This window comes from Enterobacter hormaechei subsp. xiangfangensis (assembly GCF_001729785.1).
Classification (GTDB): Bacteria; Pseudomonadota; Gammaproteobacteria; order Enterobacterales; family Enterobacteriaceae; genus Enterobacter; species Enterobacter hormaechei_C.
Genome location: NZ_CP017183.1, coordinates 4,085,044 through 4,099,945, shown reverse-complemented (window position 1 = coordinate 4,099,945; position 14,902 = coordinate 4,085,044). Strand labels below are relative to the sequence as shown.

The window sequence follows — 14,902 nt, the reverse complement described above, 5'->3', positions numbered from 1 at the left end:
AATCGTGGCTGCGCCTGATTTTTGTGGGTTGTTTTCGCATGGACGCCGCCTGAAAATTGAGGCCGCACGCAGATAAGATAGCAAATCTTAAACAGTTTGTTACATGAATCAGTGAAATGTGTGAAGCATAGCGTTTTAATCAGAATTTTTAATGTGCTTCAGCGAGTTGCTTAGAAGGATCGTCAGAATGAAGAAAGTGGGTGTCGTGCTGAGCGGATGTGGCGTTTACGATGGTTCAGAGATACACGAAACCGTATTAACGCTGCTGGCATTATCGCGGCAGGGGGCAGACGTTCTCTGCTTCGCGCCGGATAAAACTCAAGCAGACGTAATGAATCATCTTACCGGCGAGCCAATGGCGGAAAGCCGTAACGTGCTGATTGAAGCAGCACGTATTGTGCGTGGAGATATTCATCCGCTGGCACAGGCCGATGCCGCTGAACTTGATGCGCTCATCGTGCCGGGCGGCTTTGGCGCGGCAAAAAACCTGAGCACGTTTGCAACAGAAGGCGCGGCGTGCCATGTCGATCCCGATTTGAAAGCGCTATCGCTGGCGATGCATGCAGCAGGTAAGCCGCAGGGCTTTATCTGCATTGCGCCAGCCATGCTGCCGAAAATTTTTGATTTCCCGCTGCGGCTCACGATCGGAACCGACATTGATACCGCTGAAATTATTGAGGATATGGGCGGCGAGCACGTGCCATGCCCGGTCGACGACATTGTGGTGGATGAGGACAACAAAATCATCACCACGCCGGCGTATATGCTGGCGCAGAATATCGCTGAGGCTGCCGCAGGCATTGAAAAGCTGGTGGACAGAGTGCTGGTTCTTACCGAATGAGTCGTAAATTATCCCCTGGCGGGTGGTTAAAACGGATCCTGCTGCGTATTGTGCTGGTCCTGGCCGTTTTTTGGGGCGGAGGCATTGCGCTGTTCAGCATCCTGCCCGTCCCGTTCTCCGCCGTGATGGCAGAGCGGCAGATTAGCGCCTGGCTCTCGGGTGATTTTGGCTATGTTGCCCACTCAGACTGGGTCGGCATGGATGAAATCTCCCCGTGGATGGGGCTGGCGGTCATTGCGGCAGAAGATCAGAAATTCCCGGAGCACTGGGGTTTTGACGTGGCGGCTATTGAGAAGGCGCTGGATCATAATGAACGTCATGAAAACCGCGTCCGCGGCGCGTCAACGCTTTCTCAGCAGACGGTAAAAAATCTGTTCTTATGGGACGGTCGCAGCTGGGTAAGAAAAGGGCTGGAGGCCGGGCTGACGCTGGGGGTCGAGACGGTGTGGAGCAAAAAACGCATTTTGACCGTCTACCTGAATATCGCGGAGTTTGGTGACGGCGTGTTTGGCGTCGAAGCGGCATCGCAGCGCTATTTTGGCAAGCCCGCCAGCAGGTTGACTATGTCCGAAGCGGCACTCCTTGCCGCCGTGCTGCCGAACCCGCTGCGTTTTAAGGCCAGCACCCCGTCAGGCTACGTGCGAAGCCGCCAGGCGTGGATTATGCGCCAGATGCGTCAGTTGGGTGGGGAAGGGTTTATGGAGCGAAATAATCTTATGTAGGGCGGGTAAGCGCAGCGCTACCCGCCGACATGGCGAACGTTAGTCTTCGTCAAACCCGGCGTTAAACAGGGCAATCACTGCCGCCAGCGCTTCTTCTTCCTGCGGGCCGGTGGCTTCAACTTCAATCTGGCGGCCTTTGGCAGAATCCAGCATCAGCAGGGCGATCACGCTATTGGCTTCTGCCTCGGTTCCCTCGTCGTTGCGCAGCAGCACCTCAGCATCAAAACCCTGCATCAGCTCAAACAGCTTCATCGCCGGGCGCGCATGCATGCCCAGCTTATTGGTGATTTCGACGGTCTGTTTTACGGTCATGTTTTGCGTTTTTCCAGCGTGCGATGACGGGACTGAACGTTCTTCCCGCGTGAGCGGAAGTAATCGGCCAGCTGTTCGGCAATGTAGACCGAACGATGTTTACCGCCGGTACAGCCAATCGCCACCGTCAGGTAGCTGCGATTGTTTGTTTCCAGCATAGGTAACCATAGCTCAAGGTAGCTTCGCGTCTGGTAGATAAAATTGTGTACTTCTGTGTGTCGGTCGAGGAACGCCGCCACCGGCTTATCCAGACCGGTCATCGGACGCAGTTTCGGATCCCAGTGCGGGTTCGGCAGGAAACGCACATCAAAAACGTAATCCGCATCGATAGGTATGCCGTGCTTAAAGCCGAAGGATTCAAACACCATCGTCAGTTCACGCTCGCGCTTGCCGAGTAAGCGCGTACGCAGCATTTCCGCCAGCTCGTGGACGGACATTTCAGAGGTGTCGACAATCAGGTCGGCCCGCGAACGCAGCGGCTCAAGCAGATCGCTCTCTTTATCGATGGCGCTTTCCAGCGAAAGATTTTTACTGGAGAGCGGATGCAAACGACGTGTATCGCTGTAACGGCGGATCAGCGTGTTGCGGTCAGCGTCCAGGAACAAGAGCTGAGGCGAGAAGCATTCCGGCAGGCTGTTCATTGCCTGCTCGAAGATTTCCGGCGATTCCGGCATGTTACGCACGTCAATACTGACGGCGGCAGAGATTTGCCTGTCCGCCAGCGTCCGCGCCAGATCGGGTAACAACACTACCGGCAGGTTATCTACACAGTAAAATCCCATGTCTTCCAGCGCGCGCAGGGCCACGGACTTCCCGGACCCCGAACGACCGCTGACGATCATCAGCACCATGTTCCGTTTCTCCTCAGGGCAGCCGTTCTGAAGGCCCTTTCCCGATTATGCCTCATCCTGATTGCCTTCTGCTTCAGTGATAATTTGATAAAGCTCTTCATCACTTTGGGCTGAGCGCAGTCGACGACAAATGGTTTTATCCGCCAGACGTTTGGCAACCAGCGACAGCGTGTGCAGGTGGGTCTTGGTCTGATCGGCAGGAACCAGCAGCGCGAAGAGCAGATCCACAGGCTGGTTATCAATGGCGTCAAAAGCGATAGGCGTTTCCAGTTGCACAAACACCCCCACGGCACGCAGCGTATCTTCTTCCAGCTTGCCATGCGGGATCGCAATGCCATTGCCGATGCCGGTACTGCCCATTTTTTCACGAGTCAGAATGGCTTCAAACACGATCTGCGGCGGCAGACCCAGCTGTTTTGCGGCCAGCTCACTGATGATTTCCAGCGCACGTTTTTTGCTCTGGCAGTGAACGCCACTGCGGGTACAATCCTGGTTAAGGACATTGCTCAGTTGAAGAGCGGAATCGTTGTTTATCATAATTTCACCTAAGCGCTAACTGTACAAATGGCCTGTTGTGTTTCACAACAGGCCGTCCTGCACCCGTTAACTGCCCGGACAATTAGTGTTGTTTCAGTTTATCTTTATGTTTATTGAGCTGTCTCGCAAGCTTATCAATCAAGCCGTCGATAGCCGCGTACATGTCTTGCCCTTCCGCACTGGCATGGAGTTCCCCTCCGTTGACGTGCAGGGTCGCATCCGAGATATGCGTCACTTTCTCCACTTTCAACACAACATAGACCTGGTTGATCCTCTCGAAATACTGCTCGAGTTTCGCAAACTTAGTGTTTACAAAATCGCGTAAAGCCTCAGTAATCTCGACGTTATGTCCGGTGATATTGAGCTGCATAGTGTCTTCCTTATCGGTTGTGTCAAACCAGTTGTTTACGCTGGTTAGACGGCGGAATGGATAAAGACTCTCGATACTTCGCGACAGTACGACGTGCCACCATAATACCCTGATCGGACAGCATGGTGGTTAACTTACTGTCACTGAGTGGCTTCGCGGGGTTCTCCGCGGCGATCAACTTCTTCACCAGTGCGCGAATGGCCGTCGACGAGGCTTCGCCGCCGCCTTCGGTGTTCACGTGGCTGGAGAAGAAATACTTAAGCTCAAAAATACCGCGTGGGCTGTGCAGATACTTCTGCGTGGTCACGCGGGAAATGGTTGATTCATGCATCTCGACGGCCTGGGCTATGTCCGCCAGCACCATCGGTTTCATAAACTCTTCGCCCTGCTCAAAGAATGCCTGCTGCTGTTCGACAATACAGCGGCTGACGCGCAGCAGCGTGTCATTACGGCTCTCCAGACTCTTAATCAACCAGCGTGCTTCCTGAAGGTTGCTGCGAATGTATTGATTATCAGCGTCGTTACGGGCGCTGGTGCACATGGAGGCGTATTGCTGGTTGATTTGCAGGCGAGGAATGCTGTCGGCGTTCAGTTCAACGACCCAGCGGCCATTGTGTTTTCTCACCAGCACATCGGGAATGACATATTCCGGTTCGCTGGTCTGAATCGACTGCCCCGGACGCGGATCGAGTGACTGGATCAGATTCACCGCTTCCTTCAGCACCTCTTCTTTCAGGCGCGTGACGCGCATCAGGGTGCGGAAGTCGTGGTTCGCCAGCAGATCCAGATGATCGCTGATGATGAGCCGGGCTTCGTCAATCCACGGTGTCTCTTTAGCAAACTGCGAAAGCTGGATCAGAAGGCAGTCACGCAGATCTTTCGCGGCGACGCCAATCGGGTCGAAACGCTGAACGCGTTTCAGGACGGCTTCGATCTCTTCCAGTTCAATCTCGTCATCGCCGATGCTTTCAAGAATCTCGTCCAGCGTCACGGTCAAATAGCCCGTGTCGTCAACGGCATCGACAATCGAGGTGGCAATGGCGCGATCGGTATCGGAGAAAGGCGTCAGCTCCACCTGCCACATCAGGTAGTCCTGAAGCGATTGGGTAGTTTCGCCCTGGTAGACCGGGAGTTCATCGTCCTGGTAGTCTGCACGCGTCCCGGAAGGGGTACCCGCGGTGTAGATTTCATCCCAGCTGGCATCCAGCGGCAGTTCGTCCGGCATCTCTTTCTGTTCGAGTGCATCTACGGAGTCGAGCGTTTCTGTGTCCTGCGTCTGCTGGGCGTCTACCTCGTCATGAAGATCGGTCTGCTCCAGCAGCGGATTGCTGTCCAGCGCCTGCTGGAGCTCCTGCTGGAGTTCTAACGTGGACAGCTGCAACAGACGGATTGCCTGCTGGAGCTGCGGCGTCATGGCCAGTTGCTGGCTGAGCCGTAATTGCAAACCTTGCTTCATGTTCAGAGCGTTTTTCTCCGGTTCGGCGTGACTTAACCTCTACCCTATCAGAGTCTGAAGTCTTCCCCAAGGTACACGCGCTTAACATGCTCATCCTCGAGGATTTGCTGCGGCGTACCGTGGGCAATCAGATGGCCCTGGCTCACTATGTAGGCGCGCTCACACACCGCCAGCGTTTCACGAACGTTGTGGTCCGTGATCAGTACGCCAAGCCCGCTGTCGCGCAGGTGTTCAATGATACGTTTGATATCGATAACGGAGATGGGGTCAACGCCCGCAAACGGTTCATCCAGCAGGATAAATTTCGGGTTTGCTGCCAGCGCGCGCGCAATCTCAACGCGGCGGCGTTCACCACCGGACAGCGCCTGACCGAGGCTGTCGCGAAGGTGTTCAATATGAAACTCTTCCATCAGCTCGTTCGCACGGTCAGTGCGCTGCTCGCTGGTCAGATCGTCACGGATCTGGAGCACGGCCATCAGGTTGTCGAACACGCTTAAGCGGCGGAAGATAGACGCTTCCTGCGGCAGATAGCCGATGCCACGACGCGCGCGGGCATGCAGCGGCAGCAGGCTGATATCTTCATCATCGATAATGATGTTGCCGGCGTCACGCGGGACGATGCCCACTACCATGTAGAAGGTCGTAGTTTTACCCGCGCCGTTAGGGCCAAGCAAACCCACGATTTCGCCGGAGTTGACGGTCAGACTGACATCTTCGACGACGCGGCGGCCCTTATACGCTTTCGCGAGGTTTTTTGCAGTTAAAGTTGCCATAACGAATTAGTTACTCTTTTTCTTTGCCGGAGCCTGACCGTTGTTCTTGTCCTGCAACTGCGAAGGCACAAGCACGGTCGTGACGCGTTTGCCTTTTTCGCTGGAGGCCTGCATTTTCTGCTCTTTCACCAGATAAGTGATCTTGTCGCCTTTGATATTGCTGTCCAGCTGTTCCAGGTAAGCATTACCGGTCAGGATGACCAGATCCTTCGCCAGTTCATAGTGCATATGCGAGGCATGGCCTTTCACCGGCTTGCCGTTGTCCTGCATCTGGTAGAAGGTGGCCGGGTTGCCATAACCATCGATAATCTCTTTCCCCTGCTCGCCGCCCGGACGGGTAACGACCACTTTGTCGGCGTTGATTTTGATGGTGCCCTGGGTCACAACGACGTTGCCGGTAAAGGTGACGACGTTACCCTGCATATCCAGAGACTGGGTATCGGATTCAATATGAATCGGCTGTTCGGTGTCGCCAGTCACAGCAAGCGCGGGAAGACTGGCCGCCAGCAGCGCGCTGGCGATAACAACTTTAAGGCTGAGTTTGTTTGTTTTGAATTTCATAGGAGGTTCTAACCTTTTCAATCAGCTCGGCGTTTTTGCTGCGTAAGTTCCCGCGCATTCTTAAACCGCTGGAATTAAATGTTGTGCCATACAGGGTGACTAAATCCTGCGACGTGACATCCTGGGTGACCAGGTTGATCTGGGCGTTATCCGTCGTAATTTTTCGCAGTTGCGCGTCAGCGGTCAGGGCGTTGACTTCAACGTGACCATACAGGTAAAGCATACGGTCATTTGTCAGTTTTGCCCGGTCAGACTTGATTGACCACGTCGGCACTTTGTCCGTATCAAAGGTGGTCAGGACCGGCTGGGTAAACCACGAGGTGCCGTCATCTGAAAAATATTCTACATGCTGAGCAACGAGGCGATAGTTCAGCGCACCTTCCGGGCTATAGACCACGGTGTCGCTGTGATCGCTTTTATAGGTCGGGTCGCTCGTGTTAACCACTTCCGCTTGCGTATCATCGCGGTCAGCGAGATTTACGCCAATCAGTATCAGGGCGACAAGCGCAAGCAGAATGATAACCCAACGTCTGGTTTTACTCATATCGATTGCCCTTTCGCCTCATCAAGCTTGCCCTGCGCCAGCAGAAGCAGATCGCAGACTTCACGGACGGCGCCACGGCCACCGTGAATATGGGTAACGTAATCAGCACGCGGGATCAGCAGCGGGTGCGCGTCAGCCACGGCGATGCTCAGACCCACCTCCGCCATGACTGGCCAGTCGATCAAATCATCCCCGACGTATGCCACATTCTCTGGCGCAATGGCCAGTTTTCCCAGCAAATCCCGGAAGGCTACCATCTTATCAGACTGTCCCTGATAGAGATGCGTAATGCCCAGCGTTTCACACCGATCTTCTACCAGTTTAGCTTTCCGCCCGGTGATGATTGCAACTTCAATACCGGACGTGAGCGCACAGCGGATACCGTAACCGTCGCGAACGTTAAAGGCTTTCAGCTCTTCGCCGTTATTGCCCATATAAATCAGACCGTCGGAGAGCACACCATCCACATCGAGGATCAGCAGGCGGATATTTTCCGCCTTTGACATCATGTGGGCGCTCACCGGGCCATAACAGGTTGCAAGGGATGCACCCGCATTACTCATTGTCTTATCCTTCATTACACTACGCCAGCGCGCAGCAGATCATGCATATGTACCACACCCAGCAGTTGGTCGCCATCGGCAACCATCACTGAGGTAATATGACGGGACTGCATCAGGTTCAGTACATCTACCGCCAGCGTACCCGGACGGACGCGGATCCCTCCTGGTGTCATTACATCAGCGATGCCCAGCGTTCGGACATCCACACCCATATCGAATACCCGGCGCAGGTCGCCGTCGGTGAAAATGCCCTGAATCTTCATCAGATCGTCGCAGATAACCGTCATGCCCAGGTTTTTACGGGTGATCTCCAGTAACGCGTCGCGCAAAGAGGCCTCTTTGCTGACGTGCGGGATCTCATCCCCGGTGTGCATAATATCGTTAACCCGCAGCAGCAGTTTGCGCCCGAGCGCGCCGCCGGGGTGAGACAGGGCGAAATCTTCTGGCGTAAAACCGCGGGCTTCCAGCAGCGCAACGGCAAGGGCATCGCCCATCACCAGCGCGGCGGTTGTGCTGGAGGTCGGCGCCAGCCCCAGCGGGCAGGCTTCTTTAGGCACCTTCACGCACAGGTGAATATCCGCCGCGCGCGCCATGCTGCTTTCCGGGCGGCTGGTCATGCAAATCAGCGGTACGTGCAGACGCTTCAGCACCGGGATCAACGCCAGGATTTCATTCGATTCCCCGGAGTTGGACAGCGCAATAACCACGTCCTGCGGCGTAACCATGCCGAGGTCACCGTGCGCGGCTTCACCGGGATGAACGAAGAATGACGACGTGCCGGTACTGGCAAAGGTCGCCGCCATTTTGCGCCCGATATGGCCGGATTTGCCCATCCCCATCACCACGACTTTACCGGCGCAGTAGAACATCTTCTCACAGGCCAGACTAAAATCCTGATTAATGTACTGATCTAACTGCGCCAGACCTTCACGTTCAATCTCCAGAACGTCTTTGCCTGCTTTCTGAAAGTCAAAACCCGGCTGCAATTCTATTTGCGACATAATGCGTTTCCGTTTACCCAGAGAGAAGTGGCGAGAGCCAGTACAGCATCGCCAGCCATACGATAAATCCACCCGTCAGCAGCGCGCCCGCGCCTTTGCCGATCTGCTCTTTTCGCCGCCAGCAGAGCAGGGCGAAAATCACGCTGACCAGCAGCATCACACCGTAATCGCGCGTGAAAACCATAGGGTTAAACGGTCCCGGCGAAATTAACGCCGGCAGCCCCGTCACGATCACGATATTGAAAATATTCGAGCCAATGATATTGCCGATGGCGATATCATCTTCCCCTTTACGCGCCCCGGCGATGGCGGTAGCCAGCTCTGGCAGGCTGGTGCCGATAGCGATGACCGTCAGACCGATTGTCAGTTCGCTCATCGCAAACGCGTTCGCCAGCACCGTCGCGTTATCGACCACCATCCGCGTGGCCATTGGCATGATAATCAGCGCGACGCCCAGCCACAGCAGGGCGACGGGTAAGGTCCCTTCCCGGGGCAGCTCGGCGAGGTGCTCACGCGTGAGGCTATCGTTACCCTGTTTTTCCGCCAGACGTGCGATCTTCACGCTGTAAAGCAACCAGATCACGGCCAGGGCGAGCAGGAATATACCGTCACCGACGCTCAGCACCCCGTCATAAAGCACATAGCCCGCCAGCAGACTGACGACTAACATTAGCGGCAATTCACGACGCAAAACATCGGAATGTACGCGAAATGGATGCAGTAATGCGGCTAAGCCTAAAATCAGCAAGATATTGACGATGTTAGAGCCAATCGCGGTGCCGATAGCGAGGTCAACCTGGCCATGCAACGAGGCTGAAACAGAAACGATGATTTCAGGAAGCGATGTGCCTACACTGACCACCGTCATGCCGATAATGATGGGCGGCATGCCAATGAGTCGACAGAGAATGGATGCGGCAAAGACCAAACGGTCAGCACTGTAGACCACCAACAGTAAACCAATTATTAACAGTGCTGTTGCTAAAAGCATCAAAAGTCCTTTCTTCAGGTATACTCGCTGGTCCACTGCGCACGAATTTTAGCGCCAGATGAAGTCTGAGACGTGACGAATTCCTAATTTTGACTTTATGCGCCGGAAAAGTAAAACAAATGCCAGCTTTCGCTAACCCCAATAGTGAATATTCTGTAAAAATGCGGGGTTTAGGGCTGATTTACGCTTCATGCCAGCCGTGAAGCAAGGTAAGTAAGGAACCATAAATGAGCCAAACGATGGCGAATATAGTCGATGTCCGGGGCGTCAGTTTTTCTCGCGGCAACCGGTTAATATTTGATGATATTTCGCTGACCGTGCCGCGCGGTAAAATCACCGCCATCATGGGGCCGTCAGGGATCGGTAAAACCACGTTGCTGCGTCTTATCGGCGGGCAAATCCCCCCTGACAGCGGCGAAATTCTCTTCGACGGCGAAAACGTCCCGGCGATGTCTCGCTCGCGCCTCTACACGGTTCGCAAACGGATGAGCATGCTCTTTCAGTCGGGTGCGCTGTTCACCGATATGAACGTTTTTGACAACGTGGCCTATCCGCTGCGTGAGCACACCCATCTTCCTCCTGCGCTGTTGCACAGCACGGTGATGATGAAGCTTGAAGCCGTGGGGCTGCGGGGGGCTGCGAAACTCATGCCGTCCGAACTCTCGGGTGGGATGGCGCGCCGCGCCGCGCTGGCGCGTGCTATTGCCCTGGAACCCGATTTAATCATGTTCGATGAACCGTTCGTCGGGCAGGACCCCATCACCATGGGCGTGCTGGTGAAGTTAATTTCGGAGCTGAACAGCGCCCTTGGCGTCACCTGCGTGGTGGTTTCCCACGACGTGCCGGAAGTGCTGAGCATTGCTGATTACGCCTATATTGTGGCTGACAAAAAGATCGTCGCCCACGGCAGCGCCCAGGCGTTGCAGGAGAATGGCGATCCGCGCGTGCGGCAGTTCCTGGACGGTATCGCAGATGGGCCGGTGCCTTTCCGCTATCCGGCGGGCGACTATCATGACGATTTACTGGGAATAGGGAGTTAAGCCACTCATGCTGTTAAATGCGTTGGCGGGTCTTGGACACCGTGGCCTAAAAACCATCAGTACGTTCGGGCGTGCCGGATTAATGTTGTTCAACGCGCTGGTCGGCAAACCGGAGTTCCGCAAGCATGCGCCGTTACTGGTGCGGCAGCTTTATAACGTCGGCGTGCTGTCGATGCTTATCATCATCGTGTCGGGTCTGTTTATTGGCATGGTGCTGGGGTTGCAGGGGTATCTGGTACTGACAACCTACAGCGCGGAAACCAGCCTTGGCATGCTGGTGGCGCTCTCGCTGCTGCGTGAACTCGGGCCGGTGGTTGCCGCGCTGCTGTTCGCCGGGCGTGCCGGGTCAGCGTTGACGGCGGAAATTGGCCTGATGCGCGCCACCGAGCAGCTCTCCAGTATGGAGATGATGGCAGTCGATCCGCTGCGTCGGGTGATCTCGCCGCGCTTCTGGGCCGGGGTTATCTCCTTGCCGTTACTGACTATCCTCTTTGTGGCGGTAGGTATCTGGGGAGGCGCGCTGGTTGGCGTTAACTGGAAAGGCATTGATGCCGGATTCTTCTGGTCTGCCATGCAGGACGCCATCGATCTGCGGATGGATCTGGTGAACTGTCTGATCAAGAGCGTGGTTTTCGCTGTGACGGTTACCTGGATTGCGTTGTTTAATGGTTACGATGCCATTCCGACGTCGGCGGGCATTAGCCGTGCAACGACGCGTACTGTCGTACATTCGTCGCTGGCCGTTTTAGGTCTGGATTTTGTGCTCACCGCACTGATGTTTGGGAATTGAGTTCATGCAAACGAGAAAAAATGAAATTTGGGTTGGCGTGTTTCTGCTTCTGGCGCTGCTGGCCGCGCTGTTCATCTGCCTGCGAGCGGCGGACATCACCTCTGTTCGCGCCGAGCCGACGTACCGTATCTACGCGACTTTCGATAACATCGGCGGCCTGAAAGCGCGCTCACCGGTGCGTATTGGTGGCGTCGTTATCGGACGTGTCGCCGACATTACGCTTGATGAGAAAACCTATCTGCCGCGCGTCGCGATGGATATCGAAGAGCGCTATAACCACATTCCGGACACCAGCTCGCTTTCTATCCGCACCTCTGGCCTGCTGGGGGAGCAATATCTGGCCCTTAACGTTGGTTTTGAAGATCCTGAGCTGGGAACGACTATCCTTAAAGACGGTAGCGTAATCCAGGATACCAAGTCAGCGATGGTGCTGGAAGATATGATTGGTCAGTTCCTTTACAACAGTAAAGGGGGTGATAAAAAGTCTGACGATGCCCCTGCGCAGAGTGAAGACCACACCAACGTCGAACCGACGCCAGGCGCGACGAATTAATTTCAGGAGAAGTTATTCATGTTTAAACGACTGTTAATGGTTGCCATGCTGGTCATTGCCCCTCTTACCGCGGCGCACGCTGCGGATCAGAGTAACCCGTACAAACTGATGAATGAGGCCGCGAAGAAAACCTTCGACCGTCTTAAAAACGAACAGCCAAAAATCCGTTCTAACCCTGATTATCTACGTGATGTGGTGGATCAGGAGCTGCTGCCGTATGTGCAGATCAAGTACGCGGGCGCACTGGTGCTGGGCCGTTACTACAAAGACGCGACCCCGGCGCAGCGCGAGGCTTACTTTGCGGCGTTCCGTGAATACCTGAAACAGGCTTACGGCCAGGCGCTGGCGATGTATCACGGGCAGACCTATCAGATTGCCCCTGAACAACCGCTGGGCGATGCCACTATCATTCCTATTCGCGTGACGATTATCGATCCAAACGGTCGTCCACCGGTTCGTCTGGACTTCCAGTGGCGTAAAAACAGTCAGACCGGAAACTGGCAGGCGTACGACATGATCGCTGAAGGCGTCAGCATGATCACCACTAAACAGAACGAGTGGAGCGATCTGCTGCGCACTAAAGGCATTGATGGCCTGACGGCTCAGCTTCAGTCCATCTCTCGTCAGAAAATTACCCTGGACGAGAAGAAGTAATGTCACAGCAGCTTAGCTGGGCGCGTGACGGCGAGACGTTGACGCTGACGGGAGAGCTGGATCAGGATCTGCTTAACCCGCTGTGGGACGCTCGCCATAACGCGATGCAGGGCGTGACGCTGATTGATCTCCATGGCGTCACGCGGGTAGATACCGCCGGTATCGCCCTGCTGGCGCACCTGGTGGCCACGGGCAAAAAGCAGGGGAGTAGCGTCACCCTGACGGGGGTAAGCGATAACGTGATTACCCTTGCACAGCTTTACAATTTGCCCGAAGACGTATTACCTCGCTAATTTTTTCAGTACGTTACTTCTGAAAGCCCCGACAGTTTACGCGTCGGGGCTTTTTGCTTGTTTAAGACCGCGCCACTTTGCTCTAAGATGTTGGGCTTGTTTTCACTATCAGATGATGTAGACCCCATGGAAAATAATGAAATCCAGACTGTGCTGATGAATGCACTCTCCCTTCAGGAAGCCCACGTCTCTGGCGATGGCAGTCACTTCCAGGTTATTGCTGTGGGTGAGATGTTCGACGGAATGAGTCGCGTGAAGAAACAGCAGGCTGTGTACGCGCCGCTGATGGAATACATTGCGGATAACCGCATCCACGCCCTGTCGATTAAAGCGTTCACCCCACAGGAGTGGGCACGCGATCGCAAACTAAACGGTTTTTGAGCTGAGGGCGAAACGCCCGCAGCACGGTTGAATTTATAAGAGAGCAAACGATGGATAAATTTCGTGTACAGGGACCTACGCGTCTCCAGGGCGAAGTCACAATTTCTGGCGCTAAAAACGCCGCGCTGCCCATTCTTTTCGCTGCGCTGCTCGCAGAAGAGCCGGTAGAGATCCAGAACGTACCGAAGCTGAAAGATATCGACACGACCATGAAGTTGCTCGGCCAGTTGGGCACCAAAGTGGAGCGTAACGGTTCCGTCTGGATCGATGCCAGCAACGTGAACAACTTCTCAGCGCCGTATGAGCTGGTGAAAACCATGCGTGCGTCCATCTGGGCGCTTGGTCCGCTGGTGGCGCGTTTCGGTCAGGGACAGGTTTCACTGCCTGGCGGATGCGCTATCGGCGCGCGTCCCGTTGACCTGCATATCTTCGGCCTGGAAAAACTCGGCGCGGAGATCAAGCTGGAAGAGGGTTACGTTAAAGCATCCGTCAATGGTCGTCTGAAAGGCGCGCACATTGTCATGGACAAAGTGAGCGTGGGCGCAACGGTCACCATCATGTCGGCTGCTACGCTGGCAGAAGGCACTACCATCATCGAAAACGCCGCCCGTGAGCCGGAGATCGTGGATACTGCAAACTTCCTGGTCGCGCTGGGAGCGAAGATCAGCGGGCAGGGCACAGACCGTATCACCATCGAAGGCGTTGAACGTCTGGGTGGCGGTGTGTATCGCGTACTGCCAGACCGTATCGAAACCGGCACTTTCCTGGTGGCCGCGGCCATTTCTGGCGGTAAGATTGTCTGCCGTAACGCCCAGCCGGATACCCTGGATGCGGTGCTGGCGAAGCTGCGCGATGCGGGTGCGGACATTGAAATCGGTGAAGACTGGATCAGCCTGGATATGCACGGGCAGCGTCCTAAAGCCGTTAACGTGCGTACTGCGCCACATCCGGCATTCCCGACGGATATGCAGGCACAGTTCACGCTGTTGAACCTGGTGGCCGAAGGCACGGGTTTCATCACGGAAACCATCTTCGAAAACCGTTTTATGCACGTACCGGAACTGATCCGTATGGGTGCGCATGCTGAGATTGAAAGCAACACGGTAATTTGCCACGGCGTTGAAAAACTGTCCGGTGCGCAGGTGATGGCGACCGATCTGCGCGCATCTGCGAGCCTCGTACTGGCAGGTTGTATTGCGGAAGGGACTACCGTTGTCGATCGTATCTACCACATCGATCGTGGTTACGAGCGTATTGAGGATAAACTGCGCGCGCTGGGTGCAAATATCGAGCGTGTGAAGGGCGAGTAATCATTCCGGCACCCCCCTGCCAGAACAGGCCGGGGGATTGCTGTTCTTGTCAATTCTGGTGCATCAGTCCTGATGCGCTTTCTTCGTTTTGCTCTGGCGCATCATGCGCGTTCTGTCGATAAATTCATGGGTGATGGGATCGTGGTAGCGTGACGGCCATATCACCCACGGATGCGTATCCAGCGCCGTCGCGATAATCAGTTCCCCCTTCGGCCATGGGCGGGTCAGGGCGTTTGCCAGCGTCGACGAGCTCAGCCCATGACGACGTGATTCGGCAGCCAGCGAAGTTCCTTTTTTACGCAGTGCCGCAATAATGTCAGCAGAATGCCAGTCGATGAATTTTGTATCCATAATGCTGT

At 55.1% G+C, this 14,902-nt stretch carries 21 protein-coding genes; 9 read left to right on the top strand and 12 right to left on the bottom strand.

All coding sequences use genetic code 11. The features are described 5' to 3' along the window. The first annotated feature begins 187 nt into the window (after window positions 1–187). Both elbB and mtgA read left to right on the top strand, forming a co-directional pair. On the top strand, window positions 188–841 hold the full coding sequence (elbB, locus tag BFV63_RS19585) for an isoprenoid biosynthesis glyoxalase ElbB (protein ID WP_003861876.1): 654 nt from the start codon (window positions 188–190) through the stop codon (window positions 839–841). Next, complete coding sequence (gene mtgA, locus BFV63_RS19580) at window positions 838–1,563, top strand: monofunctional biosynthetic peptidoglycan transglycosylase (RefSeq protein WP_003861874.1); 726 nt, start codon at window positions 838–840, stop codon at window positions 1,561–1,563. The genes elbB and mtgA overlap by 4 nt, the downstream gene beginning before the upstream one ends. 39 nt (window positions 1,564–1,602) lie before the next feature. Here mtgA and npr read toward each other — a convergent pair whose 3' ends face one another. The 11 genes from npr to BFV63_RS19525 form a co-directional block, all read right to left on the bottom strand. Further along, the gene (npr, locus tag BFV63_RS19575; RefSeq protein ID WP_003861872.1) at window positions 1,603–1,875 is read right to left on the bottom strand and encodes a PTS phosphocarrier protein NPr; all 273 of its coding nucleotides are present in this window, start codon (window positions 1,873–1,875) and stop codon (window positions 1,603–1,605) included. Next, window positions 1,872–2,726: an RNase adapter RapZ gene (gene rapZ, locus BFV63_RS19570; RefSeq protein WP_003861870.1), complete on the bottom strand. Its 855-nt coding sequence runs from the start codon at window positions 2,724–2,726 to the stop codon at window positions 1,872–1,874. The genes npr and rapZ overlap by 4 nt, the downstream gene beginning before the upstream one ends. Before the next feature lie 45 nt (window positions 2,727–2,771). Then, window positions 2,772–3,263: a PTS IIA-like nitrogen regulatory protein PtsN gene (gene ptsN / locus BFV63_RS19565; protein WP_003861869.1), complete on the bottom strand. Its 492-nt coding sequence runs from the start codon at window positions 3,261–3,263 to the stop codon at window positions 2,772–2,774. An 82-nt stretch (window positions 3,264–3,345) separates the two neighbouring features. After that, window positions 3,346–3,633, bottom strand: coding sequence for a ribosome hibernation promoting factor (gene hpf / locus BFV63_RS19560; RefSeq protein ID WP_003861866.1), 288 nt, complete (start codon window positions 3,631–3,633; stop codon window positions 3,346–3,348). Window positions 3,634–3,655: 22 nt separating this feature from the next. After that, window positions 3,656–5,089 carry an RNA polymerase factor sigma-54 gene (gene rpoN / locus BFV63_RS19555; protein ID WP_003861864.1) on the bottom strand — a complete coding sequence of 478 codons (1,434 nt, stop codon included), beginning with the start codon at window positions 5,087–5,089 and terminating at the stop codon, window positions 3,656–3,658. A gap of 47 nt (window positions 5,090–5,136) precedes the next feature. Continuing rightward, complete coding sequence (gene lptB, locus BFV63_RS19550) at window positions 5,137–5,862, bottom strand: LPS export ABC transporter ATP-binding protein (RefSeq protein WP_003861862.1); 726 nt, start codon at window positions 5,860–5,862, stop codon at window positions 5,137–5,139. A 6-nt stretch (window positions 5,863–5,868) separates the two neighbouring features. Further along, on the bottom strand, window positions 5,869–6,423 hold the full coding sequence (gene lptA / locus BFV63_RS19545; RefSeq protein WP_003861860.1) for a lipopolysaccharide ABC transporter substrate-binding protein LptA: 555 nt from the start codon (window positions 6,421–6,423) through the stop codon (window positions 5,869–5,871). Continuing rightward, window positions 6,392–6,967 carry an LPS export ABC transporter periplasmic protein LptC gene (lptC, locus tag BFV63_RS19540; RefSeq protein WP_003861858.1) on the bottom strand — a complete coding sequence of 192 codons (576 nt, stop codon included), beginning with the start codon at window positions 6,965–6,967 and terminating at the stop codon, window positions 6,392–6,394. The genes lptA and lptC overlap by 32 nt, the downstream gene beginning before the upstream one ends. Beyond that, window positions 6,964–7,530, bottom strand: coding sequence for a 3-deoxy-manno-octulosonate-8-phosphatase KdsC (gene kdsC / locus BFV63_RS19535; RefSeq protein WP_003861856.1), 567 nt, complete (start codon window positions 7,528–7,530; stop codon window positions 6,964–6,966). The genes lptC and kdsC overlap by 4 nt, the downstream gene beginning before the upstream one ends. Before the next feature lie 14 nt (window positions 7,531–7,544). After that, a complete protein-coding gene (gene kdsD, locus BFV63_RS19530) occupies window positions 7,545–8,531 on the bottom strand; it encodes an arabinose-5-phosphate isomerase KdsD (RefSeq protein WP_003861853.1) in 987 nt (328 codons plus the stop codon). Between the two features lie 13 nt (window positions 8,532–8,544). After that, window positions 8,545–9,522 (bottom strand): calcium/sodium antiporter, encoded by a 978-nt coding sequence (locus BFV63_RS19525; protein WP_022651914.1) that lies wholly within the window; start codon window positions 9,520–9,522, stop codon window positions 8,545–8,547. Between the two features lie 227 nt (window positions 9,523–9,749). Between BFV63_RS19525 and mlaF the strand changes: the two genes are divergently transcribed. The 7 genes from mlaF to murA all read left to right on the top strand — a co-directional run bounded on the left by mlaF (window position 9,750) and on the right by murA (window position 14,543). Continuing rightward, a complete protein-coding gene (gene mlaF / locus BFV63_RS19520) occupies window positions 9,750–10,562 on the top strand; it encodes a phospholipid ABC transporter ATP-binding protein MlaF (RefSeq protein ID WP_003861850.1) in 813 nt (270 codons plus the stop codon). 7 nt (window positions 10,563–10,569) lie between these two features. Further along, window positions 10,570–11,352 carry a lipid asymmetry maintenance ABC transporter permease subunit MlaE gene (gene mlaE, locus BFV63_RS19515; protein ID WP_003861848.1) on the top strand — a complete coding sequence of 261 codons (783 nt, stop codon included), beginning with the start codon at window positions 10,570–10,572 and terminating at the stop codon, window positions 11,350–11,352. Between the two features lie 4 nt (window positions 11,353–11,356). Next, a complete protein-coding gene (mlaD, locus tag BFV63_RS19510) occupies window positions 11,357–11,905 on the top strand; it encodes an outer membrane lipid asymmetry maintenance protein MlaD (RefSeq protein ID WP_048241926.1) in 549 nt (182 codons plus the stop codon). Between the two features lie 18 nt (window positions 11,906–11,923). Beyond that, entirely contained in the window at window positions 11,924–12,559 is a 636-nt protein-coding gene (gene mlaC, locus BFV63_RS19505) for a phospholipid-binding protein MlaC (RefSeq protein WP_003861845.1), read from the top strand. Beyond that, window positions 12,559–12,852: a lipid asymmetry maintenance protein MlaB gene (mlaB, locus tag BFV63_RS19500; RefSeq protein WP_003861843.1), complete on the top strand. Its 294-nt coding sequence runs from the start codon at window positions 12,559–12,561 to the stop codon at window positions 12,850–12,852. Before mlaC ends, mlaB begins: the two co-directional genes overlap by 1 nt. Before the next feature lie 126 nt (window positions 12,853–12,978). Beyond that, window positions 12,979–13,233: a BolA family iron metabolism protein IbaG gene (gene ibaG / locus BFV63_RS19495; protein ID WP_003861840.1), complete on the top strand. Its 255-nt coding sequence runs from the start codon at window positions 12,979–12,981 to the stop codon at window positions 13,231–13,233. A gap of 50 nt (window positions 13,234–13,283) precedes the next feature. Further along, on the top strand, window positions 13,284–14,543 hold the full coding sequence (gene murA, locus BFV63_RS19490; protein WP_006812128.1) for a UDP-N-acetylglucosamine 1-carboxyvinyltransferase: 1,260 nt from the start codon (window positions 13,284–13,286) through the stop codon (window positions 14,541–14,543). Between the two features lie 63 nt (window positions 14,544–14,606). Here the strand turns inward: murA and sfsB are convergent, their stop codons facing one another. Beyond that, on the bottom strand, window positions 14,607–14,894 hold the full coding sequence (sfsB, locus tag BFV63_RS19485) for a DNA-binding transcriptional regulator SfsB (protein ID WP_017382732.1): 288 nt from the start codon (window positions 14,892–14,894) through the stop codon (window positions 14,607–14,609). Between the last annotated feature and the right edge of the window lie 8 nt (window positions 14,895–14,902).

Excerpts from the sequence above, each read along its gene's own strand:
- elbB (WP_003861876.1), top strand. The coding sequence starts at position 188 with ATGAAGAAAGTGGGTGTCGTGCTGAGCGGATGTGGCGTTTACGATGGT.
- mtgA (WP_003861874.1), top strand. The coding sequence starts at position 838 with ATGAGTCGTAAATTATCCCCTGGCGGGTGGTTAAAACGGATCCTGCTG.
- npr (WP_003861872.1), bottom strand. The coding sequence starts at position 1,875 with ATGACCGTAAAACAGACCGTCGAAATCACCAATAAGCTGGGCATGCAT.
- rapZ (WP_003861870.1), bottom strand. The coding sequence starts at position 2,726 with ATGGTGCTGATGATCGTCAGCGGTCGTTCGGGGTCCGGGAAGTCCGTG.
- ptsN (WP_003861869.1), bottom strand. The coding sequence starts at position 3,263 with ATGATAAACAACGATTCCGCTCTTCAACTGAGCAATGTCCTTAACCAG.
- hpf (WP_003861866.1), bottom strand. The coding sequence starts at position 3,633 with ATGCAGCTCAATATCACCGGACATAACGTCGAGATTACTGAGGCTTTA.
- rpoN (WP_003861864.1), bottom strand. The coding sequence starts at position 5,089 with ATGAAGCAAGGTTTGCAATTACGGCTCAGCCAGCAACTGGCCATGACG.
- lptB (WP_003861862.1), bottom strand. The coding sequence starts at position 5,862 with ATGGCAACTTTAACTGCAAAAAACCTCGCGAAAGCGTATAAGGGCCGC.
- lptA (WP_003861860.1), bottom strand. The coding sequence starts at position 6,423 with ATGAAATTCAAAACAAACAAACTCAGCCTTAAAGTTGTTATCGCCAGC.
- lptC (WP_003861858.1), bottom strand. The coding sequence starts at position 6,967 with ATGAGTAAAACCAGACGTTGGGTTATCATTCTGCTTGCGCTTGTCGCC.
- kdsC (WP_003861856.1), bottom strand. The coding sequence starts at position 7,530 with ATGAGTAATGCGGGTGCATCCCTTGCAACCTGTTATGGCCCGGTGAGC.
- kdsD (WP_003861853.1), bottom strand. The coding sequence starts at position 8,531 with ATGTCGCAAATAGAATTGCAGCCGGGTTTTGACTTTCAGAAAGCAGGC.
- BFV63_RS19525 (WP_022651914.1), bottom strand. The coding sequence starts at position 9,522 with ATGCTTTTAGCAACAGCACTGTTAATAATTGGTTTACTGTTGGTGGTC.
- mlaF (WP_003861850.1), top strand. The coding sequence starts at position 9,750 with ATGAGCCAAACGATGGCGAATATAGTCGATGTCCGGGGCGTCAGTTTT.
- mlaE (WP_003861848.1), top strand. The coding sequence starts at position 10,570 with ATGCTGTTAAATGCGTTGGCGGGTCTTGGACACCGTGGCCTAAAAACC.
- mlaD (WP_048241926.1), top strand. The coding sequence starts at position 11,357 with ATGCAAACGAGAAAAAATGAAATTTGGGTTGGCGTGTTTCTGCTTCTG.
- mlaC (WP_003861845.1), top strand. The coding sequence starts at position 11,924 with ATGTTTAAACGACTGTTAATGGTTGCCATGCTGGTCATTGCCCCTCTT.
- mlaB (WP_003861843.1), top strand. The coding sequence starts at position 12,559 with ATGTCACAGCAGCTTAGCTGGGCGCGTGACGGCGAGACGTTGACGCTG.
- ibaG (WP_003861840.1), top strand. The coding sequence starts at position 12,979 with ATGGAAAATAATGAAATCCAGACTGTGCTGATGAATGCACTCTCCCTT.
- murA (WP_006812128.1), top strand. The coding sequence starts at position 13,284 with ATGGATAAATTTCGTGTACAGGGACCTACGCGTCTCCAGGGCGAAGTC.
- sfsB (WP_017382732.1), bottom strand. The coding sequence starts at position 14,894 with ATGGATACAAAATTCATCGACTGGCATTCTGCTGACATTATTGCGGCA.